This window comes from Acidimicrobiia bacterium (genome assembly GCA_040902765.1).
Classification (GTDB): domain Bacteria; phylum Actinomycetota; class Acidimicrobiia; order Spongiisociales; family UBA11373; genus DATKBG01.
Genome location: JBBDWO010000007.1, coordinates 13,432 through 34,803, shown reverse-complemented (window position 1 = coordinate 34,803; position 21,372 = coordinate 13,432). Strand labels below are relative to the sequence as shown.

General features: G+C 68.3%; 19 protein-coding genes. 11 read left to right on the top strand and 8 right to left on the bottom strand.

Annotated elements, in window-relative coordinates:
- Positions 1-128: 128 nt before the first annotated feature.
- Together WEA29_02460 and purB are read left to right on the top strand one after the other, a co-directional pair.
- Positions 129-1,403 carry an adenylosuccinate synthase gene (locus WEA29_02460; protein MEX2322619.1) on the top strand — a complete coding sequence of 425 codons (1,275 nt, stop codon included), beginning with the start codon at positions 129-131 and terminating at the stop codon, positions 1,401-1,403.
- On the top strand, positions 1,400-2,710 hold the full coding sequence (gene purB, locus WEA29_02455; GenBank protein MEX2322618.1) for an adenylosuccinate lyase: 1,311 nt from the start codon (positions 1,400-1,402) through the stop codon (positions 2,708-2,710). The genes WEA29_02460 and purB overlap by 4 nt, the downstream gene beginning before the upstream one ends.
- 157 nt (positions 2,711-2,867) lie before the next feature.
- Here purB and WEA29_02450 read toward each other — a convergent pair whose 3' ends face one another.
- From WEA29_02450 to WEA29_02435, 4 genes are all read right to left on the bottom strand, one after another.
- A complete protein-coding gene (locus WEA29_02450; GenBank protein ID MEX2322617.1) occupies positions 2,868-3,551 on the bottom strand; it encodes an SURF1 family protein in 684 nt (227 codons plus the stop codon).
- 135 nt (positions 3,552-3,686) lie between these two features.
- On the bottom strand, positions 3,687-4,475 hold the full coding sequence (locus WEA29_02445) for a thioesterase family protein (GenBank protein ID MEX2322616.1): 789 nt from the start codon (positions 4,473-4,475) through the stop codon (positions 3,687-3,689).
- Positions 4,472-5,686: an acyl-CoA dehydrogenase family protein gene (locus WEA29_02440; protein MEX2322615.1), complete on the bottom strand. Its 1,215-nt coding sequence runs from the start codon at positions 5,684-5,686 to the stop codon at positions 4,472-4,474. The genes WEA29_02445 and WEA29_02440 overlap by 4 nt, the downstream gene beginning before the upstream one ends.
- Positions 5,687-5,822: 136 nt before the next feature.
- Positions 5,823-6,662, bottom strand: coding sequence for a rhomboid family intramembrane serine protease (locus WEA29_02435; GenBank protein ID MEX2322614.1), 840 nt, complete (start codon positions 6,660-6,662; stop codon positions 5,823-5,825).
- A 127-nt stretch (positions 6,663-6,789) separates the two neighbouring features.
- On the opposite strand from WEA29_02435, the gene WEA29_02430 reads away from it, so the two are divergent.
- From WEA29_02430 to WEA29_02405, 6 genes are all read left to right on the top strand, one after another.
- Complete coding sequence (locus WEA29_02430; GenBank protein MEX2322613.1) at positions 6,790-8,484, top strand: aminotransferase class V-fold PLP-dependent enzyme; 1,695 nt, start codon at positions 6,790-6,792, stop codon at positions 8,482-8,484.
- Positions 8,485-8,529: 45 nt separating this feature from the next.
- On the top strand, positions 8,530-9,843 hold the full coding sequence (locus WEA29_02425; protein ID MEX2322612.1) for an amino acid ABC transporter permease: 1,314 nt from the start codon (positions 8,530-8,532) through the stop codon (positions 9,841-9,843).
- On the top strand, positions 9,840-10,577 hold the full coding sequence (locus WEA29_02420) for an amino acid ABC transporter ATP-binding protein (GenBank protein ID MEX2322611.1): 738 nt from the start codon (positions 9,840-9,842) through the stop codon (positions 10,575-10,577). Before WEA29_02425 ends, WEA29_02420 begins: the two co-directional genes overlap by 4 nt.
- An 87-nt stretch (positions 10,578-10,664) precedes the next feature.
- Complete coding sequence (locus WEA29_02415) at positions 10,665-11,357, top strand: hypothetical protein (protein MEX2322610.1); 693 nt, start codon at positions 10,665-10,667, stop codon at positions 11,355-11,357.
- A gap of 270 nt (positions 11,358-11,627) precedes the next feature.
- Complete coding sequence (locus tag WEA29_02410; protein ID MEX2322609.1) at positions 11,628-12,905, top strand: aminotransferase class III-fold pyridoxal phosphate-dependent enzyme; 1,278 nt, start codon at positions 11,628-11,630, stop codon at positions 12,903-12,905.
- A gap of 3 nt (positions 12,906-12,908) precedes the next feature.
- Positions 12,909-13,871, top strand: coding sequence for a carbamate kinase (locus WEA29_02405; GenBank protein MEX2322608.1), 963 nt, complete (start codon positions 12,909-12,911; stop codon positions 13,869-13,871).
- Between the two features lie 267 nt (positions 13,872-14,138).
- Here WEA29_02405 and lnt (WEA29_02400) read toward each other — a convergent pair whose 3' ends face one another.
- Both lnt (WEA29_02400) and lnt (WEA29_02395) read right to left on the bottom strand, forming a co-directional pair.
- On the bottom strand, positions 14,139-15,692 hold the full coding sequence (lnt, locus tag WEA29_02400; protein ID MEX2322607.1) for an apolipoprotein N-acyltransferase: 1,554 nt from the start codon (positions 15,690-15,692) through the stop codon (positions 14,139-14,141).
- A complete protein-coding gene (lnt, locus tag WEA29_02395; protein ID MEX2322606.1) occupies positions 15,689-17,191 on the bottom strand; it encodes an apolipoprotein N-acyltransferase in 1,503 nt (500 codons plus the stop codon). Before lnt (WEA29_02395) ends, lnt (WEA29_02400) begins: the two co-directional genes overlap by 4 nt.
- Positions 17,192-17,560: 369 nt before the next feature.
- Here lnt (WEA29_02395) and WEA29_02390 point away from each other — a divergent pair, with 369 nt between their 5' ends.
- Together WEA29_02390 and WEA29_02385 are read left to right on the top strand one after the other, a co-directional pair.
- Complete coding sequence (locus WEA29_02390; GenBank protein MEX2322605.1) at positions 17,561-18,340, top strand: inositol monophosphatase family protein; 780 nt, start codon at positions 17,561-17,563, stop codon at positions 18,338-18,340.
- A gap of 93 nt (positions 18,341-18,433) precedes the next feature.
- Positions 18,434-20,011, top strand: coding sequence for an amidohydrolase (locus WEA29_02385; GenBank protein MEX2322604.1), 1,578 nt, complete (start codon positions 18,434-18,436; stop codon positions 20,009-20,011).
- A gap of 4 nt (positions 20,012-20,015) precedes the next feature.
- Here WEA29_02385 and WEA29_02380 read toward each other — a convergent pair whose 3' ends face one another.
- Entirely contained in the window at positions 20,016-20,201 is a 186-nt protein-coding gene (locus WEA29_02380) for a hypothetical protein (GenBank protein ID MEX2322603.1), read from the bottom strand.
- Between the two features lie 174 nt (positions 20,202-20,375).
- On the opposite strand from WEA29_02380, the gene WEA29_02375 reads away from it, so the two are divergent.
- A complete protein-coding gene (locus tag WEA29_02375; protein MEX2322602.1) occupies positions 20,376-20,723 on the top strand; it encodes a VOC family protein in 348 nt (115 codons plus the stop codon).
- A gap of 1 nt (position 20,724) precedes the next feature.
- Here the strand turns inward: WEA29_02375 and WEA29_02370 are convergent, their stop codons facing one another.
- Positions 20,725-21,177, bottom strand: a complete 453-nt coding sequence (locus WEA29_02370) for a MaoC family dehydratase (protein ID MEX2322601.1) — start codon at positions 21,175-21,177, stop codon at positions 20,725-20,727.
- Between the last annotated feature and the right edge of the window lie 195 nt (positions 21,178-21,372).

Below are 21,372 nucleotides of genomic sequence, written 5' to 3'. Positions count from 1 at the left end.
CTGAGGCGTTGATCTGATAGGTACTGCTGTATGCGAGACCTAGCGAATAACGAATAACGAATAACGGAAGCGCCTTCGGCGCTTCCGTTACCATCCCCCTGCAACTAGCTAGGAGTCCTCAGCCGACCATGCCCACGACCGTCGTCATCGGAGCCCAATGGGGTGACGAGGGGAAGGGGAAGATCGCCAATCTCCTCGCCCAGGACGCCGACATGGTCGTCCGCTACCAGGGTGGCAACAACGCCGGCCACACCATCGTCATCGGTGACGAGAAGTTTGCCCTCAGCCTGATCCCCTCCGGGGTGATCTACCCGACCGTGACCCCGGTGATCGGCAACGGCTGCGTCATCGACCCCCAGGTGCTCCTCGAGGAGATGGCGATGCTGCGAAGCCGTGGCATCGATCCCGGGCGGCTCAAGATCTCGGCGAACGCCCACCTGATCATGCCGTACCACCGCAAGCTCGATGCGGTGCGGGAACGCTTCCTCGGCAAGAACCTGATCGGCACCACCAAGCGGGGCATCGGCCCGGCCTACCTGGACAAGTACGCCCGCATCGGCATCCGGGTCCAGGACCTGTACGACCCGAAGATCTTCCGCGACAAGCTCGAAGCGGCGGTCCGCGAGGCCAACAAGCAGCTCACCAAGCTCTACAACCAGCTGGCGTTCGACGCCTCCGACATCGCCGAGGAGTACCTGGCCTACGCCCGTCAGCTCGCCGACCACGTCGAGGACACATCCTTGCTGGTGTGGAAGGCGATCCGCGACGGCAAGAACGTCATCTTCGAGGGGGCCCAGGGCGTGCTCCTCGACATCGACCACGGCACCTATCCGTTCGTCACTTCGTCGAGTCCGACGGCCGGTGGCGTGATGACCGGAGTCGGCGTCGGCCCGAAGGACATCGACCGGGTGCTCGGGCTCACCAAGGCCTACGTGTCCCGGGTCGGTACCGGACCCTTCCCAACCGAGCTCGATGACGAGATCGGCGAGCGGATGGTGCAGGTGGGTGGCGAGTACGGGACGGTCACCGGCCGCCGCCGCCGGTGTGGGTGGCTCGACGGCGTGGCCCTCCGCTACGCGGTGCGGGTCAGCGGCATCACCGAGCTGGCGGTGATGAAGCTCGACGTGCTGTCCGAGTTCGACACGATCCGCATCGCCAACGCCTACCGCTCCGACGACACCACCTACGACGAGTTCCCCCGGCAACACCGGGTCCTCTACGACTGTGAGCCCGTCTATGAGGATCATGAGGGCTGGCGCACCGACATCACCGAGGTCCGGTCGTTCTCCGACCTCCCCGACGCGGCCCAGCGGTACGTGGAACGCATCGAGGAGGTGGCCGGGGTGCCGGTGACCATCGTCTCGGTGGGTCCCGAGCGCGCCGCTACGTTCGGGAAGCCATGATCGAGCGGTACTCGCTTCCGGAGATGCGGGCCCTCTGGTCCGAGGAGCGGCGCCTGGAGCTGTGGCAGCAGATAGAGGTGCTCGCCGCCGAGGCGTGGGCCATCAACGGCCACATCCCCGAGGACGCAGCCCGCGCCATTGCGGCGGTACCTCCGGTAGACCAGGCCGTCTGGAAGGCGCGCGAGGCGGAGACCCGTCACGATGTCGCCGCCTTCGTGGACGTCATGGCCTCGTCCACCGGTGATCACGGTCGCTGGGTGCACTACGGGCTCACCTCCTCGGACGTCCTCGACACCGCTCTCGGAATCCAGCTCCGGGACGCCGCCGCTCTGCTGCTCGACAAGTCACTCGCCCTGTTCGAATCGCTGCAACGCCTCTCCCTGGCGCACCGCGACACGCCGATGATCGGACGGACTCACGGCATGTGGGCCGAGCCCACGACCTTCGGTCACAAGATGGCCGGGTTCGCCTTCGAGATGGTCAGGGCTCACCGTCGGCTGCAGTTCGCCGCGCACAGCGTGGCCTACGGGAAGGTCTCGGGGGCCGTCGGCACCCATGCCACCGTCCCCATCGACGTGGAGAGCCACGTCCTCGGGGTACTCGGACTCATGGCAGAGCCTGCCGCGACTCAGGTGGTTGCCCGCGACCGTCATGCCGCCTTCGTCGGCGCCCTCGCCGGTGTCGGAGCCACGCTGGAACGCCTGGCCACCGAGATCCGTCACCTCCAGCGTTCGGAGGTCAGCGAGGTCGCCGAGCCGTTCCACGAGCAGCAGAAGGGCTCGTCCGCCATGCCCCACAAGCACAACCCGATCCTCGCCGAGAACATCACGGGCATTGCCCGCCTCCTTCGCGGATACGCCTCCGCCGCCCTCGAGAACGTCGCCCTGTGGCACGAGCGCGACATCAGCCACTCGTCGGTGGAACGGGTGATCCTCCCCGACGCCTGCCAGGTGCTCGACTTCGCCCTCGCCCGCGCCACCAGGCTGATCGACGGTCTCGTCGTCGACACCGCCCGCATGCGGGCCAACCTGGATGCCAGCAACGGCCTGGTGTTCAGCCAGCCCGTCCTGCTCGCCCTGATCCGTGCGGGCATGGACCGCGACGCCGCCTACCGGGTCGTCCAGGAGGCGTCGGCTCGCGCCCTCGACAGCGGTCGCCACCTGCGCGACGAACTCACCGACCACCTCGAGGAGCACATGCTGGAGAGCGTGTTCTCGCTGGATGCCGCCCTGGCGGCGGCCTCGTCATCGGTCGATCATCTGGCGACCATCAGCACCGACTGGCTCAAGGAACAGCCGGGCTGGTGAACACCCGCACCGCCGGGTCATCGTCCTGGCGCTCGTCGTCACTCTGCGGTGATCAACAACACGATGTTGGTGCAGATCGCCGCCCTGGCCTGGGTGTTCCTCGAAGAGACCCCGAGCGTCACTCAGACTGTCGGCACCCTGGCCGTCACCGTCGGCGTCATCGGCAGCCAGGTGGGGCGTCAGCGAGTCGCTCCCGCCGCAGAGCCCGTCGCAACAGCAGCGGATAGCCCACCAGCACCACGCCCGTGAACAGGAACCACTGCACCGCATAGGACAGATGCGGACCCGACGAGATCGATGGTGGTTCGGCGGTCGGGCCCGCCTCGATCAGATAGCCGTCAAGGATCTGGTAGTCGACGAAGGGCTGGACGACCGCCGGGTCGATACGACGCACCAACTGGCGGGTTCCCAGGGACTCCGGAACCCACGATCCGCGCTCGGCCGGCCACAGATACCCCTCGACACGCGTCGCCTCAGATGGACGGGTCCGACCTCCCCCCCGGGGCACCCAGCCTCGGTCGATCAGAATGGCGGTGCCGTCGGACAGAACCAGTGGGGTGATGACCCGCTCTCCGGACTCACCCCCCTCGGACCGAAGCACCCGGACCTCCCGTTCGTGATCGAACACCCCGGCGGCGTACACCCGGTGATAGAACTCGGCCTCGGCCTCGGCGACATCGACAGCAGACAGGGCGGATGCCTCAGCCACCGCCGCCTGGAGTCCCTGCACCTCGGCATGCCGCCGCAGCTGCCAGAACCCGAGGCTGACGAACGCCACCACCGTCACCAGTGCGAGCGCATGCCCGGCGAGCCAGCGGGGTCGGGTGAGCGGGTTGGTCATGATGGAATGGTACGGAGAACCAAGAGCCAAGAACCAAGAGCGGCCGCGTCGCGGGGGCTGCGTAGCGTTCGCCCTCCCCCCTCCCCTGACGGCTCCGCCGTCGGGTACTCCCCCCTACGGGGGGAGAGAGGGGAATCAGTACCCCTGCGCCACCAACAGCGACTGCAGGCAGTGCCCGAACGCGCCCGCGGTGTCGAAGAGGTCGGCCTGGGCCAGGCCGACACCGCCGGTGATGTCGGTGCGGGCGCCCAGGGCGATCCACTCGCCGTCGGGTGGTCGAGCGAAATGCACGGTGAGGTCGGGGTTGATGTACAGCCATCCCGGTGGCAGCACCCGGCTGATGCCGTTGGGGAAGTCGGCGACGGCGACTGCACGCTGGGTCGGTGATGGCTCCTCGCCGGAAACGATGGGAACGGTGAGACGCATCCACACCGTGGCCGGTCCTGGCTCGACGATGTCTCCCGACACGAGGCGCATCTCGACGCCACGGGTGTGGAACCAATCGTCCTCATCGTGCTCCGGCATCGGATGGACCATCCGATGGACCGGAAGCCCGTCGGGGTCCGGAAGTGGTTCACGGGTCGGGTGGTCGGGTACCGCCAGATCGTCGGACCTGATCCGCAGCATCGTGGCCCTTGCCACCTCGACCCCGTCTGAGGTCATGGACGCCTCGAGCGTCTGGATCCGGCGGCCCTCCCTGCTCACCTGCGTGGTGACGGTCAGCGGGCTGGTGGGCACTGGACGGAACATGTCGACGGTGAGCCGTGCGACCTGCATCGGCACCGGGGCCGGCACCCGCTCCATCTGGTGAACGAACAGCGCCGCCACCGGCCCGCCGTGCAGCACCTCCTCGCCCCACCCGGACCGCGACACCGGCTGCGGCTGAAAGGCATCCCCGACCGGCTCGAACACCGCCCCGGTCACGACTCGTCCCGCACCCGCCGCAGCTCGCGCCGCGCCACCGAGCGCTTGTGCACCTCGTCGGGCCCATCGGCGATGCGCAGGGTCCGGGCGTGGGCGTAGAGGGAGGCGAGCGGGAAGTCATCGCTCACCCCGGCGCCGCCGAGCACCTGGATCCCACGGTCGATCACCCAGGTGGCCATCTCGGGCACCGCCACCTTGATCGCCGACACCTCGATACGCGCCCCCTTGACCCCAACGGTATCGATGAGCCACGCCGCCTTGAGCACCATGAGCCGGGCTTGTTCGATGCGGATGCGCGCTTCGGCGATCCAGTCCTGCACCACCCCCTGCTCGGCGATCGACTTGCCGAAGGCGGTGCGCTCCAGAGCGCGCCGGCACATGACGTCGAAGGCCCGCTCGGCCATCCCGATGAGCCGCATGCAGTGGTGGATGCGGCCGGGACCGAGGCGCGCCTGGGCGATGGCAAAGCCGCCGCCTCGCTCGCCCAGCAGGTTGCTCTTGGGGACCCGAACCCCGTCGAAGCGGATCTCGGCGTGACCCCCGCGCTCGTGGTAGCCGAACACGGTGAGGTCGCGGACCACCTGGACTCCCGGAGCCTCCATCGGCACCAGCACCATGCTCTGCCGGTGGTACACGTCGGCGTCGGGGTCGGTGACCCCCATGACGATGGCGATCTTGCAGCGTGGCGACATGGCTCCGCTGGACCACCACTTGGTGCCGGTGATCACGAAGTCGTCGCCATCGTCGTCGATTCGGCAGGCGATGTTGGTGGCATCGGACGACGCCACCGCCGGTTCGGTCATGGCGAAACACGAACGGATCTCGGCTTCGAGCAGCGGCACCAACCACCGCTCCTGCTGCTCCTGCGTGCCGAACATGGCCAGGATCTCCATGTTCCCGGTGTCGGGTGCCGAGCAGTTGATGGCCTCAGGGGCGTAATGGGGCTGCCAGCCGGTCATCTCGGCGAGCGGGGCGTACTCGAGGACCGACAGGCCGGCTCCCCATTCCTCGTCGGGCAGGAACAAGTTCCACAGCCCTAGGGAACGGGCCTCGGCCTTCAGCTCGTCGAGGACCGGTGGATCGAAGTAGGGGGTGCCGCTGTCGGCGACCTGCCGGTTGAACTCGGCCTCGGCGGGAAAGACCCGATCGTCCAGAAACTCACGAAGCCGCCGCTGCCAGTCGAGCGCACCGTCGCTGAAGGCGAAGTCCATGGGGGCAGGTTAGGGCGCAGCGGGGACGCGCCCAGCGAGCAGCCAGGGCCAACTCACGGTCCCCTCCCCTGAAGGGGGAAGTGGCATCGGCCGCCGGCCGATGACGGAGAGGGAGGGCTGACGCGTCGCGAGGCCCTCAGAACAGGAGGGCGATGGCGGCGGCGACTACCAGGACGGCAAAGGCGACAGCGACGCGTCTGCCGCCGGAGCCGCCGCCGGTGAGAGGGAGTCGGTCCCAGCCGGCGGCGGTGACCATGCCGGCAACCAGCCCCCCGAGGTGGGCCTGCCAGGCGATGTTCGGGACGAGCAACGGGAGAGCGAGGTTGATGGCGAGCAGCATGGCCAACTGGCCGAAGGCGGCACGACCCGCCGGGCTGTGCCGCTGGCGGTAGGTGGCGGCGAGGAGGGCGCCAAACAGCCCGAATATGGCGCCGGAGGCGCCCACGGCGAACGACGAGCCGGTCAGCTGATACGCGGTGCTCCCGGCGATCCCGGAGGCGAGGTAGAGGGCCAGGAAGGAGGGCGACCCGAAGCGCCGCTCGATCGCCGCACCGAACAGCCAGAGCGCCCACGAGTTGAACAGCAGGTGCATGACGCTGCCGTGGAGGAACATCGCCGTCACCAGCCGGTACCAGTCACCCGCCGAGACCAGCTCCGGGTGGTGGGCGAAGTCGAGGATGAGCCGCCTCCCGAGGTCGGGGTTCGACTGCCCGGCCAGAAACACCACGACGTTGATCACGATCAATGCGTAGGTGAAGGGCGTGGCGCCGCGCACATGGCCCTTGATTTGGGCCCGGTCGATCACCCGGTGCCGACCATCGGGTGCCGAGCACTCGGCGCACTTCTGACCCACCGCGGCATCGATGGCGCAGTCGACGCAGATCGGCCGCCCGCACTCAGAACACGACAACCGGGTATCGCGGTGGGGATGCCGGTAACAGGAGCGGATGGCGGACGAGGAGCCGGGATCGGACACAGGGAAAACCCTAGGCGCTATTCGCTATTCACTATTCGCTATTCGCAAGAGGCGTTCTGGCGAATCGCGAACCGCGAACCGCGAATCGCGCCGGATCGGACCGGCCTTCGGCCGGTACGATCTTTCTATGACCCTCCTCGGGTTGATTCGGGACTCGGTCATCGGTGACAGTGACACGGTCGACGGGCCTTTCGGACGCCGTCGCGTGACTTACGCCGACTACACGGCATCGGGGAGGTCCCTCACCTTCATCGAGGACTTCATCCGCGACCAGGTGCTGCCTCTGTACGCCAACACCCACACCGAGTCGTCTCGAACCGGGCGCCAGACCACCCGGTTCCGCGAGGATGCCCGGGCGATCATCCGCCGCTGCGTGGGCGCTAACGACTCCCATGCCGTCGTGTTCGCCGGCAGCGGGTCCACCGGGGCGATCGACCTGCTGGTTCGGGTCATGGGGCTGCGCATCCCCGACCAACTGGAGGACCGCTACCGGCTCAGCGAGCACATCCCACCTGAGGAGCGGCCGGTGGTCTTCGTCGGACCGTTCGAGCACCACAGCAACGAGCTGCCCTGGCGCGAGTCGATCGCCGAGGTGGTGCGTATCGGGGAAGACGCCGACGGCCACATCGACCTGGCGCACTTGGAAGAGGAGCTGGTCCGCTACGCCGACCGGGCGGTCCGCATCGGCTCGTTTTCGGCCGCCTCCAATGTCACCGGCATCACCAGCGACACCGCGGCGGTGTCGTCGCTGTTGCACCGTCATGGAGCGCTGTCCTTCTGGGACATGGCCGCAGCCGCGCCGTACGTCGGCATCACGATGGGCCCGGTCGATCCGACGGACCCACTCTCCTACAAGGACGCCATCTTCATCAGCACCCACAAGATGATCGGTGGCCCGGGGACGCCAGGGCTCCTCGTGGCACGCCGTGAGCTGTTCACGAATCGGGTTCCCACCGTCCCGGGAGGCGGGACGGTCACCTACGTCGGCCCCTCCCGCCATCGGTACGTCGAGGACATCGAGCACCGCGAGGAGGGGGGCACACCGGCGATCGTCGAGTCGATCCGCGCCGGCCTCGTGTTCGCCCTCAAGGAAGCAGTCGGCGCCGACACGATCCGGGCACTGGAGAAGGACTTCATCGGGCGTGCCGTCGAATCCTGGTCGCGCAACCCGAACATTGAGATCCTCGGCAACCCGACTGCCGATCGCCTGTCGATCGTGTCGTTCGTGATCCGGCACGGCCAGCGGGCGTTACACCACAACCTGGTGGTGGCCATGCTCAACGACCTGTTCGGGATTCAGAGCCGGGGGGGTTGTTCATGCGCTGGACCGTATGGTCACCGCCTCCTGCGGATCGACGAGCCCACCGCCGACGCCATCGAACGCGAGGTCGTCCTGGGGTGTGAGGGCATCAAGCCGGGGTGGGTGCGGGTCAATTTCAACTACTTCATCGACGAGGACACGTTCCAGTTCATCCTCAGGGCAGTGCACCTCATCGCCGATTACGGCTGGCGCATTGCCCCGCAGTACGGGTTCGACCCGGTCACCGGGATATGGCGCCATGCATCGGTACCGCCCGAGGACACCCTGAGCCTCGATGACGTCACCTTCACTTCCGGAGAGCTCGCCCACCCGGATGTGCGGTCCACCGAGCCTGTCAGCCGTCTCAGCGACTACCTGGCCGAAGCAGAACGCATCATGGACGAGGCCACCGCCGATGACGACTGCCCGCGTCCCGAGGTGAGTGACGAGTTCGAGACGCTGCGCTGGTTCGCCTACCCCGACGAACTCCAGAGAGAATTGGCGCTCGAGAAGGAGTCCTGATCGGCGGGAGACGGCCGTGGCGCTCCACCTAGAGTCGGACGCCAGATGACCCTGACGCCTGCCGCTGTTTCGCCCCCCGACCGCGGGTTCCGGTGGTTCCTTCGGTCCCAGACCCGGTGGTCGGCCACGGTCCTGGTGAGCGGCGCCGCGGTGCTCGCCCTGCTGTTCATCGGCAGCGTCGTCGTCATCGACTCCTATGGGTGGACCCAGACCTGCCCCGAGGGGATTCCGGTTGCCCAGTGCTCCCCATCGGAGCCGCTGGCACGGGGCCTCGGATCGCGTGAGATCGGGTCGATCATCGGGATCGTCAGCATCGCTGGCGCGCTGATCGCGGCCGCCAGCGTCCTCACCTATCGCCGCATGCCCAACCGACCCGCCCGCGAGGCCGTCGTGTCCGGCGGCGTCCTCGGTGTGCTCGGCCTGCTACTGGCACTCGCCTTCGCCTGGTTCCGGGGTACCGACCTCCAGCTGTTCGCCCGCAACTTCCTCAACCTCCGGCGCATCGGCGACAACATCGGCCTGTCGGCCTCGGCGATCGCCGACGATCTGGGGTCCATCCTCACCCTCGCCGCGCTGTGGGGCGGCGCGGCGGCGCTCGCCGCTTACGCCTGGGTACGGCTGAGGCACGGAAACCCAAAGACGGTGCTGTGGTCGGGGCTCATCGCCGGGGGCCTGGGCGCCATGTGGGCGGTGATGAGCACCGCCGCAGTCAGATCGTTCGCGCTGGCCGCTCAGAACACGCTGTTCCTCTCGGCGGCGGGTGCCGGGCTCGGCTTCGCCCTGGGATTGGTGCTGGCCCTGTTCGCCCTGTCCAAGCGATCGGTGGTCCGCGCCCCGGCACGCGTCTACATCAACTTCTTCCGCGGCACGCCGCTCATCTGGCAGATCGCGTTCTTCGGCATCGGCATCGTCCCGGCGCTGCGTCTCCCGATCTCGATGTACACGGTGGCGATTCTGGTCCTCGGCCTCAACCTGGCCGCCTATTCAGCGGAGGTGTATCGGTCGGGCATCCAGTCGCTCGAACGCGGCCAGATGGAGGCGTCGCGATCCCTCGGCCTCAGCTACGGCCAGTCGATGCGGTTCGTGGTGGTGCCCCAGGCGGTGCGCCGGGTGATCCCGCCGCTGCTCAACGAGTTCGTCATCCTCATCAAGGACACCGCCCTGGTGTCGATCCTCGGCCTGACCGTGGCGCAGCGCGAGCTGCTCGGCATGGGTCGCAGCCTCTACTCGCAGAGCTTCGACGCCACCGCCTGGCTCGGAGCCGCCGCCGGATACCTGATCATCACCCTTCCCCTGATCCGGGTGGTCACCATCGTGGAGAAGCGGATGCGCAGTGGACTGTCGAGCGTGACCGGATGAGCGGTGCGCCCCTCGTCCGGCTGGTCGGGATCAACAAGTGGTTCGACCAACTCCACGTCCTCAAGGACATCGATCTCGAGATCCACGAGGGCGAAGTGGTCGCCATCATCGGCCCATCCGGGTCGGGTAAGTCGACGCTGCTGCGAACGATCAACATGCTCGAAGAGCCCACCGAGGGCCAGGTCTTCTTCCGGAACACCGACCTGACCGACATCCGCACCAACCTCAACGAGGTGCGGACGCACATGGGGATGGTGTTCCAGGCGTTCAACCTGTTCCCCCACCTGACCGCCACGGAGAACGTCGCCCTCGCCCCCCTCAAGGTGCTCAAGATGAGCAAGCCCGACGCGGTCAAACTCGCCCACGAACAGCTGGCCCGGGTGGAACTCGCCGACAAGATCACTGCCTTCCCGGCAGCGCTCTCCGGGGGGCAACAGCAACGAGTTGCCATAGCCCGAGCGCTCGCCATGCGTCCCGCCGTGATGCTCTTCGACGAAGTGACCTCGGCACTGGACCCGGAACTGGTCGGTGAGGTCCTGGCGGTGATCCGCCAGCTCGCAGACGACGGGATGACGATGGTGGTGGTCACCCACGAGATGGCTTTCGCCCGCGACGCCGCCAGCCGGCTCATGTTCATCGACGAAGGCGTGATCCTCGAGGAAGGCGACCCCGCCACGGTGCTCAGCAACCCGACGCACGACCGCACCCGGGCTTTCCTGCGTCGTATCCTCTGAAGCCTCCGGCCATAGACCGCACGCCCGAGAACGATCCGTCCGCGTCGGTTCAGCCCTGACTCGGACCTGATCGGCGAGAATGAGCACATGACGACGATCGTGATCCCCGCTCGCTTCTTCGGACCGCCCGGGTCGGGCAACGGTGGCTACTCGTGCGGCGCCGTCGCCGAGGCCATCGGCGAGCCGGTCGAGGTGACCCTGCGCCAACCCCCGTCCCTCGACACCGAGTTACAGATCGTCCCGGCCGACGATGGGTGGGCCGTCATGGAGGGCGACCGCCTCATCGCTCAGGCGACACCGACCGGAGTGCCCCCGGAGCCGCCGACGCCACCGACCCTAGCCCAGGCCGAGGACGCGGCAACGCGCTACCTCGGTCTCGTCCACCACGAGTTCCCGGGATGCTTCACCTGCGGACCGGGACGCACCGACAACCTGCGGATCTTCAGTGGTCCGATACCCGGCACCGACCTCGTCGCGGCACCGTGGACCCCCGACCCCTCGCTGCCGAACCGGGACGGAGCGGTCACCATCCCGATCGTGTGGGCCGCCATCGACTGCCCGGGCGCCTGGACGGCGATGCGCACCGAGACCGACAAGCCGGTCGTGCTGGGTCGGATGGCTGCCCATGTGGCCCGGGCACCCGCCATCGGTGAGCCCACGATCTCCTACGGCTGGCCGGTCAGCCGCTCAGGCCGCAAGGCCCTCGCCGGCACCGCCCTGGCGACAGCGGACGGCGAGCTCCTCGCCTGGTCCAGCCAGGTATGGGTTGAACTCAGCTAATAGCTGATAGCTCATGGCTCATGGCCAGACGCGCAGCGATGCCTGCGTAGCGATCGCCCTCCCCCCTCCCCTGACGGCTACGCCGTCAGGTACTCCCCCCTTCGGGGGGAGGAACCGCAAAAGGACCTGATCGCGCGGTCTCCTCCCCCGCAGGGGGAGGTGGCAGCGACCGGAGGTCGCTGACGGAGGGGGAGGCCAGACGCGTCGCGAGGCTCACCTCGGTCTCGCTACTCGCTACTCGCTACTTCCTACTCGTTACTCTTGCGCTCCATGAGCAACTCCATCGTTGAGCGCCACGAGAAGGTCTACGCACCGGTCATCACCTGGGATTCGGATCTCGAGATCGTCTCCGGCCAGGGATCCTGGGTTACCGATGTGGAAGGCGAGCGATACCTGGACTTCGCCACCGGCATCTCGGTGATCAACGCCGGACACAACCACCCCGACATCCTCGCCGCGGCTCGCGACCAGCTGGACCGCCTGTGGCACGCCGGCGGAGTCTTCCGCTACGACTCGCTGGTCACCGCCGCCGAAAAGGTGGTGTCGGTGACACCCGACCCGATCGAGAAGCTCTTCTTCATGAACTCGGGCGCCGAGGCCGTGGAGGCGTCGATCAAGCTGGCCCGCAAGACCACCGGCCGCCAGGGCGTCGTGGTGTTCCGGGGCGCCTTCCACGGACGCACCATGGGCTCGGTCACCTACACCACGTCAAAGGCGAAGTACCGCCAGGGTTATCACCCGCTGCTCCCGTCAGTGTTCGTCACCCCGTTCCCGCACCCGTTCGGATGGGGCATGAGCGAGGACGAGGCCACCGACTACGCCATCCGCGAACTCGACATGAAGTTCGCCCATGAAGTGACGCCAGGTGAGGTAGCAGCCTTCCTGGTGGAACCGATCCAGGGCGAGGGCGGTTACTACCCAGCCCCAGCACGGTTCCTGCAGCGGTTGCGCAACCTCGCCGACGAACACGGCATCCTGCTCATCTTCGACGAGATCCAGACCGGGTTCGGCCGCACCGCGAAGTGGTTTGCCTCGGATCACTATGACGTCGACCCGGATGTCCTTCTCATGGGCAAGGCGATCGCCAACGGCCTCCCCCTGTCGGCGGTCGGTGCCAGCGCCGAGATCCTCGACGCCTGGACTCCCGGCTCACACGGCACCACCTTCGGCGGGAACGCGGTGTCCTGTGCGGCCGCGGCGGCGACGGTCGACGTGCTCGGCACCATGATCCCGGGTACCGGGGCGTTGTCCGAGCAGGCCTTCGCCCGGTTCGCCGACCTGAAGTCGCAGCATCCCACCATCGGCGACGTGCGCGGCACCGGCCTGATGATCGGCGTCGAACTGGTGACCGAGGGCAACACTCCCGACCCCAAGGCCTTCCCGTTCCTCGCCCAGCACTGCCGCGACGAGAGCCGACTGCTCATCCTGGACTGCGGGCCCAACGCCAACGTCATCCGGTTCATCCCGCCGCTGTGCGTGACCGGTGAGGAACTAGACCAGGGCATCGACGCCATCGACGCCGCCCTCACCGCCTACGAGTCGCGCTGATCGATGCCTGACCGCCGTCTGTGGGCGTCCCACGGCGGGCCGCTTGTGGTGGCGTTCGGCGGCAACGCCCTACTCCCGGACGCCGGTGACCCGGGCCGGGCCGAGCGCAACGCCGCCGCCTTCGCCGCCGCCCTCACCGTTCTCCTCCCCGAAGACACGGGCGTGGTGCTGGTGCACGGCAACGGGCCCCAGGTGGGTCGCGGGCTGCTGCGTGCCGAAGCAGCCCACCACGAGGTACCGGTAGACCCGCTCGACGTGCTGGTCGCGGAGACACAGGGCAGCATCGGGTACCTGCTCGCCCGCTCGATCGGGGACGCGATGCGCGGCGCGGGCAGGGAAGTGGCGGTCGCACCGATCGTCACCCAGGTGGTGGTCGACCCGGAGAACCCGGCGATGACCAGACCCACAAAGCCGGTCGGACCCTTCTACCCGATTGAGAAGGCCGCAACGCTGGCCGCCGCCCGTGGTTGGGAGACGGTCGAGGTTCCCGGCAGGGGAGTCCGACGAGTCGTGCCGTCACCGCCGCCGCTCGAGGTCATCGGGATCGGAGCGATCCTCGATGCCGCCCGCAGCGGGGCCATCGTCATCGCCGGAGGCGGCGGTGGCATCCCGGTGGCACACGGCCCCAACGGCACCACCTACGGCGTAGAGGCCGTCATCGACAAGGACCGCACCGGCGCCCTCATCGCTACCTCCATCGACGCTCGCGGTTTCGTGATCCTCACCGAGGTGGATGCCGCCTATCTCGGCTTCGGGACCGCGGAGCAACGCCCCCTGCTCAGCCTCACCGTCGACGAGGCGCACCAATACCTCGACGCCGGCGAGTTCCCGGAGGGTTCGATGGGCCCCAAGATCGAAGCGTGTATCGCGTATGTGTCGGCCACCGGCCGTGGTGCGCTGATCACCAGTGTGGAGGGGATTGATCGGGCCATCGCGGGGACCGCGGGGACAAGGGTTGGCCCGTAGGGCAGAGCTTGTGGCTCTGGCTGGCCAGAGGCGGTACCTGGTACTTGGTATTTGGTATTTGGACAGACCTCGGCGAGGCCCACGCAGTGTTCGCCCTCCCCCCTCCCCGCCTTCGGCGGTACCCCCCCTACGGGGGGAGAGAGTTGCGAACCGCACCCCCCGACTCTCCTCCCCCGCAGGGGGAGGTGGCAGAGGCCGTAGGCCGATGACGGAGGGGGAGGCCAGACGCGTCGCGAGGCCCACGTAGCGATCGCCCCTCGCCCCTCCCTACTCCCCCAAGCGATAGGGCATCACCGCGTCGTCCACCTCGGGTGAGCGTTGCCACCAGGCGATCACCTTATCCCGGGTGGCCACGACGACGAGGGCGAGGATCGCCATCCACTGCAGCCAGTCCCCGACGAGTGCGTACAGCGTGCGACCCTGTTGACGCAGCGTCACCGTGGCGATGATCGTCGCCTCCTCGAAGAGGGCGGTCGTCGCCTCGATGGATCCGTCGGCGCGCACGATCGCCGACTTGCCGGTGATCGCCGCCACCACCACGTCGATCCCGAGCGATGCCGCCGACATGCGAACCATGCCGAGCAGCTGATCCGAAGCCGCCCCGTACCCGAACGAAGCCTCGTTGGTGGGGACGATCATCAACTCGGCGCCGGCGGTGACCCCGCTGCGCAGATGTCGGGCGAACGATCCCTCGAACGAGATCACCGAGCCGAAGCGGCCGGAACCGTCGGCAGCATCGATGTCGAAGACGACCACCTCCTCTCCTCGGGTCATGTCCCGCGGGACTCGCTCCAACTGTGGGATCCAGGCGGTGAGGAAACGCAGGGGCACGTACTCACCGAACGGGACCGGGTGCCGCTTCATGTACTCGCCGATGCGGCGACCGGTCGGATGGAAGACGATGTTGATGTTGTCGAAGTGATCGGGTCCGGCAGGGCGGGTTCCGCTCACCAGCAAATAGGCGTCGGTCCGCCTCGCTTCGGCGGCCATGAAGCTGCGGACCAGGGGGTTGTAGGTGGGGTTGATACTGCCTCCGAACGAGTTCTCCCCCCACACGATCAGGTCGACGACGCCAGGAGCGATCTGCCGGGTCATGGCCAGATGTGCCTCGAAGATCGTCTCTCGCTCGCCCGGGCAGTGGGTCCCCGGGCAGGGTGAGTTCCCCTGGATGACCGCCACCCGCACCTCGGGCCCAACGGGATCCGGGGCGAACAGCCCGCCGAGAACGGTGAAGATGAGGATCGCACCGCCGACCCACCGCGCCGGCAAGCGGTCCGACTCGGTAACCATCAGGACGACCGAAGCGGCAAAGGCGATCACGAGGATGCTCCAACCGGTCGACCCGATCCACTGGGCCGACCCCCGCGGCCACGGAAGGGTCCCCACCGGGTAGCCGGACGAGGCCCAGGGGAACCCGCCGAAGGGGATACGCGCCCGGGTGAACTCCCAGAGACCCCACCAGCCGGTGGCGCCGATCAACCACCGCCGTCCCGTCCATGAGCGTGCGGTGGAGATGGCGGCGGCGCACAGCGTGGAACCAATCGTCATCAGAAGCACCAGGGGGATCCACGCCACGACGCCCAAGCCCCTGAACCACGACAGGGTCGGCGTAAAGAAGACGATCCCGAACAGCGCACCCAGACCGGTACCCCTCCAGGCCGAGGTCGTCGTGCGCAGCGCCCACAGCAACGGTATCGGCGCCACGAACACCACCACGCCCGCATCGACCGGCGGGAACGCCAGCCACATGAGCAGTCCCGAGGTCACGGTGGCGACGATGCGAGCCCCGGGGAGCCCCCGCAGGCGGTCGTCCAGGGTCATCGACTGTGACCCGGGCGGATGCGAAAGTCGCGTGACGGGCCGCCGATGCTCCCCACCGCCACGGCCGCGGCCGCCATGATCGCCGCCACCTGGAGCCAGTCACCCGCTCCCACGTACACGGTCCGGCGAGCCACCTGGAAGTTGACGGTGCCACGCAGCACATCCGACTCGAATAAGCCGGTGGTTCGACCAATCGAACCATCCGCTCGGATGATCGTCGAGCGGCCACTCACCGAGGCGACGACGATGTCCACACCGAGCGAAGGGGCGGTCATGCGCAGCATCCCGATCATCTGCTCCGATACGGCACCAGGGCCGAATGATGCGGTGTTGGCGTGGACGATCACCAACTGCGCACCCTCCGAGACGGTCGACCGCACCAACCGATCCACCGTTGCCTCGTAGGAGAGCACAGTGCCGATGACGCCGGCGCGTTCCCCGAACTGGGCCGGGAACACCCCGGGCCCTCCACCTCGGTTCATGTCCTCGCGCCCCTCTCCGACCTGGGGGAGGAACTGCAGGATGCCGCGCAGCGGGATGTACTCGCCGAACGGCACCGCGTGCCGCTTCATGTACTCACCGACGATCTGCCCGCCCAGGTCGTAGACCACGGAGTACTTGTCGTACGTCCCAGGGACGCTCGGACGGGTGCCGGCGGCGACGATATAGGCGCCGATGACGCTCGCCTGGCTGGAGATCTCCCGATTGACGGCGCCGTCGAAGGTGGGGTTCACATTGCCACCGAACGAGTCCTCACCCCACACGATCAGATCGACACTCCCCGACTCGAGGAGGGTGGTCGCCTCGAGATGGGCGCGATAGATCTGCTCCTCCTCGCCATCGCAATGGACCGCGGGGCACGGCGTGCTCCCCTGGACCACCGCCACCCGGACCGCATCACCTCGAGCCGCGGGGACGAAGATCGCTCCGAGCAGGGTGAGGGCGACGATGATCATCGCCATGAGTTCGGCCGGTCGCCGATCCGCTTCCTCGTCAAACGCCAGGACCACGCCAGCGGCGGCACCGACGACGATGACCGCCCATCCGCTCGATCCGATCCACTGCGCCGACCCGCGCGGCCAGGCGAGAGTGCCAATCGGATCCCCCACCGAGCCCCAGGTCAGGCCACCGAACGGGAACCGGCTCCGCAGCGCCTCCCAGGCAGCCCAGGCACCCACCGACGCCACCCACCAGCGCCATGGTGTCCAGGCCCGGGCAGCGAAGAGGACCAGGCCGAAGGCCGTGGTCCACACCGCCATGATGAGGGTCGTCCCCATCCACGGCCAGAACCCGACCGCCTGCAGCCACGACATGAGCAGTCCGAAGAAGATGCCGCCGTACAGAAGACCGAGCCAACCCGCCTCACCCGCCGAGCGGGTGCGACGCATCGTCCACAGGAAGGGGATCGGAGCGACGAACACCAATATCCCCAGGTTCACCGGGGGAAACGACAGCCACAGCAGTACCGCCGACACCACGACGGAAAGGATCTGACGCATGGGACCGTGAGGGTAGGAGAGAGGGGCGAGGAACGAGGGGCGGAGGAGCGAGGGGGCCAGGGGCGAGAAGGAGCGAGGGGCGAGGGGCGAGGGGTGGGTAGCGAGGGGCGAGGGCGCCAGGGGCCGGCCCCGGGACACATCTGGCCTTCCCCCACCGTCGGCGGCTTGAACTCTCTCCCCCCGAAGGGGGGAGTACCGCCGAAGGCGGGGAGGGGGGAGGGCAGACACTACGGGGACCCCGCGACGCGTCTGGCCTCCCCCTCCGTCAGCGGCCAACGGCCGATGCCACCTCCCCCTTCGGGGGAGGGGACCGCGCGATCAGGTCCCACGGCGGCTCTTCGGCACCGCCACCGTCCTACCGTCTGGCGCATGACCGACCTGGAACTCGCCGTCGCCGCTGCTGCTGCTGCCGCCGAGGAGATCCGGCGCCTTTCCGGTGATCGTGCGGCCGACTACAAGGGTGCCACCAACCCGGTGACCGAGGCCGACCGCCGCGCCGAGGCAGCGATCGTCACCCTGCTCGCCGAGCACCGCTCCGACGATGGGATCCTCACCGAGGAAGGCAGCGACATCGACTCGTCCTCCGACCGACGCTGGGTCGTCGACCCCCTCGACGGCACGGTCAACTACCTCCATGGCATCCCTCAGGTGGCGGTCTCCATCGCCCTCGAGGATGGCGAAGGCACCGTCGTCGGGGTGGTCCACGACGTCTTTCGCGGTGAGGTGTTCGCCGCGGTCCGCGGCGCTGGAAGCCGGATGAACGGGGAACCGATCGCGGTGTCGCCGACGGCAGCACTCGACAGGGCGCTGGTCGTCACCGGATTCCCCTATGACCGTCACACCAACGCCCGCACCTACACCGATGTCGTCGCCGCGGTCCTGGAGCGCGTCGAGGGCCTCCGACGCCTGGGCGCAGCGGCGCTCGACCTCGCATGGGTCGCCGCCGGCCGCTTCGACGGCTACTGGGAGTTCAAGCTGGCGCCGTGGGACATCGCCGCCGGGATGCTGCTCGTCACCGAGGCAGGGGGCGCAGTGTCGTCATCGGACGGCGGCCTCGCCACGCACCACGACATCGTCGCCACCAACGGCCTGATCCACGAGGAAATGCGGCTGACGGTGGCGAGAACCCTGACCGATCCAGCCGCCTGACTCACATGGGAGAGAGGCTGAGGACCCGGCCTCCCACTGCGCGGCCTCGCCCCTCGCCCCTCGTCCCCCACCCCCCGCCGGTAGCCTCCCCCCATGCCCCCCACCCTCCTCACCGCGGCGTCGATCCGCACGGCCGCGGGGGTCGTCGGCGACGCGGTCGTCGTCGACGGTGAGCGGATCGCCGAAGTGGGATGGGCCGATCGGCTGCGCGCCGACGGGCTGGAGGAGCGGCGCTACGACGGCACGATCGTCCCCGGCCTTCGCGACGCTCATCTGCACCCTCTGGGGCACGCAGCCACGCTGACCACCCCGAGCCTCAAGCAGGCCGCCGACTTCGTCGACCTCGCCGATCGGATCGCCGACGCAGCACGCGGATTGCCCACCACCGCGGCACTCATGGCGCTGCGTCTCGACGACGAGTCCCTGGCCGAGCAGCGGCTGCCCGACCGCCACTTCCTCGATGCCATCACCGGCAAGCGGCCGACGATGCTGCTGCGCTACTGCGGGCACGTCGCAGTGGTCAACACGGCTGCGCTCGCCATCGCCGGCATCACCCGGGAGACAGCGGATCCGAGCGGCGGATCGTTCGACCGGGAGTCGGATGGCACCCCGACCGGGGTGCTTCGCGAGGAGGCGATCGGGCCGGTCGCCGACGCCCTGCTCCCGCTGGCGCCGCCGGTTGGTGCCGACGCCCTCGTCGCCGCCTCCTACGGCCTCGCCTCGGTGGGACTCACCGGCGTCGGCGCCATGGCGTGGACCGACAGCGGCCCGTGGTCGGGTGGCGATCCCGAAGTGGACCGGATCATCGACGCTGCCGATCGTCTCGCCGTCGACATGCGGGTGATCGTCGCCGCCGCCTCCCCCGACGACCTGGAGAGAGCCGCCGAGCGTTTGGCGGCAGCCGGCGGGAGGGTTCGGTTCGCCGGCGTGAAGATGTTCTCCGACGGGAGCCTGGGAGGCCACACCGCCGCCATGCACACCGGGTTCGCGGACGATCCCGAGCAGACCGGCACCGACCGGCTGGATCCGGTGTGGGCCTACGAGTTGGCGAAGGCGTCGCTGCGACTCGGGGGGCTGGTGGCCATCCATGCCATCGGCGATCGGGCCAACACCAATGTGCTCGACCTGATGGAGCGCCTCGTCGCAGAGGGTGCCGACCCGGCACGGCTGCGGATCGAGCACGCCTCGGTCCTCACGGAGGCCGACATCGCCCGGTTCGGGCGCCTCGGCATCACCGCATCGGTTCAGCCAGCGTTCATCGCCTCGGAGACCGAGTGGTTGGAAAAACGGATCGGCCCCGATCGCCTCCGGCGGACCTACCCGTTCCGGTCGCTGGCCGATGCCGGGACGCCTCTGGCGGGTGGATCGGACTGCCCGGTAGAGCCGCCGCATCCCTTGTGGGGCATGGCCACGGCACGAGACCGCTGTGGGATCGTGCCCGAGGAAGGGCTCACCGCCGAGGAGGCGCTCGCCCTGTTCACCGACGACGCGGCGCGAGGGCTCGGCGACGACGCTTCCCTCGTAGCCGGGGCGCCGGCGACGTTCACGGTGCTCGACATCGACCCGGTCGACGGTTCGCCGACAGACCTACGAGGCGCCAGCGTGGTGGGCACCTGGTTGGAAGGCATACCGGTGCCGATCCCGGCGGGAACGGTCGCCTGGAACGGATGAACTCTCAGTAAGGGTCCGAGGACGAGCAGTCGTCACATCGGCTCTCGGACCGGTCGAGCCGCTGATCCACCCGGAACGAACCGCACCGCAAGCACGCTCCGGCGAGGAATCGCTCGGCGAGTACCTGGTGCGGACCTTCCTTCGACAGGAGGTCGCCCAGGAGGATGGCGGGTCGGGTTCCGTTGCTCATCGCCGCAGCAGGCCACCCAGACACCCGCCTTAGGGGGTGAGCGAATAGGCTCGCCCCGGGATCAGGTTTCGGCTTGTTGTAAGCCGAAGCCTGATGAAGCCAGCGACCTATTCGCTCACCCCCTTATCCCGAGACCGATACGATCTCGCCAGCGACGCGCCGAGGGAGGGCCGAATGACCGGGGCCATCGTCCACTTCGAGATCACGGGGAGCAACGCTGGCGACCTGGCGAAGTTCTACGACGCCATGTTCGGCTGGGGCGGGAACGAGTGGATGCCGGACTACTTCGGAGCCGCCACGCCTGAGGGTTCGCCCGACGGAGCCATCTCGACGCCGCCGGAGGGCATGACCAACGGCACCGTCATCTACATCGAGGTCCCGTCGATCGACGAGGCGCTAGCGAAGATCGAGGCGGCAGGTGGGACGACGAAGACTCCGCGCACCGAGATCCCCGAGGTCGTCATCTACGCGAGCTTTTACGACCCTGCGGGCAATCTGGTCGGCCTGGTCGAGGCGTCCTGACTCAGCCGTAGTAGCGGACGAGGTGCTCGGCCACCACGGCCGGGCGATCCATCCCCTCGATCTCTAGTGTGATCTCGTTCTTCAGCTGGACGCCGTTGTCGATCGGCGTCACTTCGAGGAGCTTCACCCGGGCCCGGATGCGCGAACCGACACGCACCGGGCTGACGAAGCGGATCCGGTCGAAGCCGTAGTTGATCGCCATCGCCGCTCCCTCGCCCAATCCACCCACCACGCTGCTGGTGAGCGGCGTGAACAGCGAGAGCGTCAGGAAACCGTGGGCGATGGGGCCGCCGAACACCCCGTTGTCGGCGGCCTCCCCCGCTTGATGGATCCACTGGTGGTCGTCGGTCACGTCGGCGAAGGCGTCGACGCGGTTCTGGGTGATCTCCATCCACTCGCCGACACCGACTTCGGTGCCCACCAGGGATTCGAGACGAGGCATGTCGATGGGCATGGGGGGAGGTTACCTCCACACTCTCCTCCCCCGAAGGGGGAGGTCGCAGCGGCCGAAGGCCGATGACGGAGGGGGAGGGCTGACGCGTCGCGAGGCCCGCCTTCGGCGGTACTCCCCACAACACAGCCCACGTATTGATCGCCCTCCCCCCTCCCCTGACGGCTGCGCCGTCAGGTACCCCCCCCTTCGGGGGGA

Coding starts and splice junctions, on each gene's coding strand:
- WEA29_02460 (MEX2322619.1), top strand. CDS start 129: ATGCCCACGACCGTCGTCATCGGAGCCCAATGGGGTGACGAGGGGAAG.
- purB (MEX2322618.1), top strand. CDS start 1,400: ATGATCGAGCGGTACTCGCTTCCGGAGATGCGGGCCCTCTGGTCCGAG.
- WEA29_02450 (MEX2322617.1), bottom strand. CDS start 3,551: ATGACCAACCCGCTCACCCGACCCCGCTGGCTCGCCGGGCATGCGCTC.
- WEA29_02440 (MEX2322615.1), bottom strand. CDS start 5,686: ATGGACTTCGCCTTCAGCGACGGTGCGCTCGACTGGCAGCGGCGGCTT.
- WEA29_02430 (MEX2322613.1), top strand. CDS start 6,790: ATGACCCTCCTCGGGTTGATTCGGGACTCGGTCATCGGTGACAGTGAC.
- WEA29_02425 (MEX2322612.1), top strand. CDS start 8,530: ATGACCCTGACGCCTGCCGCTGTTTCGCCCCCCGACCGCGGGTTCCGG.
- WEA29_02420 (MEX2322611.1), top strand. CDS start 9,840: ATGAGCGGTGCGCCCCTCGTCCGGCTGGTCGGGATCAACAAGTGGTTC.
- WEA29_02415 (MEX2322610.1), top strand. CDS start 10,665: ATGACGACGATCGTGATCCCCGCTCGCTTCTTCGGACCGCCCGGGTCG.
- WEA29_02410 (MEX2322609.1), top strand. CDS start 11,628: ATGAGCAACTCCATCGTTGAGCGCCACGAGAAGGTCTACGCACCGGTC.
- WEA29_02405 (MEX2322608.1), top strand. CDS start 12,909: ATGCCTGACCGCCGTCTGTGGGCGTCCCACGGCGGGCCGCTTGTGGTG.
- lnt (MEX2322607.1), bottom strand. CDS start 15,692: ATGACCCTGGACGACCGCCTGCGGGGGCTCCCCGGGGCTCGCATCGTC.
- lnt (MEX2322606.1), bottom strand. CDS start 17,191: ATGCGTCAGATCCTTTCCGTCGTGGTGTCGGCGGTACTGCTGTGGCTG.
- WEA29_02390 (MEX2322605.1), top strand. CDS start 17,561: ATGACCGACCTGGAACTCGCCGTCGCCGCTGCTGCTGCTGCCGCCGAG.
- WEA29_02385 (MEX2322604.1), top strand. CDS start 18,434: ATGCCCCCCACCCTCCTCACCGCGGCGTCGATCCGCACGGCCGCGGGG.
- WEA29_02380 (MEX2322603.1), bottom strand. CDS start 20,201: ATGAGCAACGGAACCCGACCCGCCATCCTCCTGGGCGACCTCCTGTCG.
- WEA29_02375 (MEX2322602.1), top strand. CDS start 20,376: ATGACCGGGGCCATCGTCCACTTCGAGATCACGGGGAGCAACGCTGGC.
- WEA29_02370 (MEX2322601.1), bottom strand. CDS start 21,177: ATGCCCATCGACATGCCTCGTCTCGAATCCCTGGTGGGCACCGAAGTC.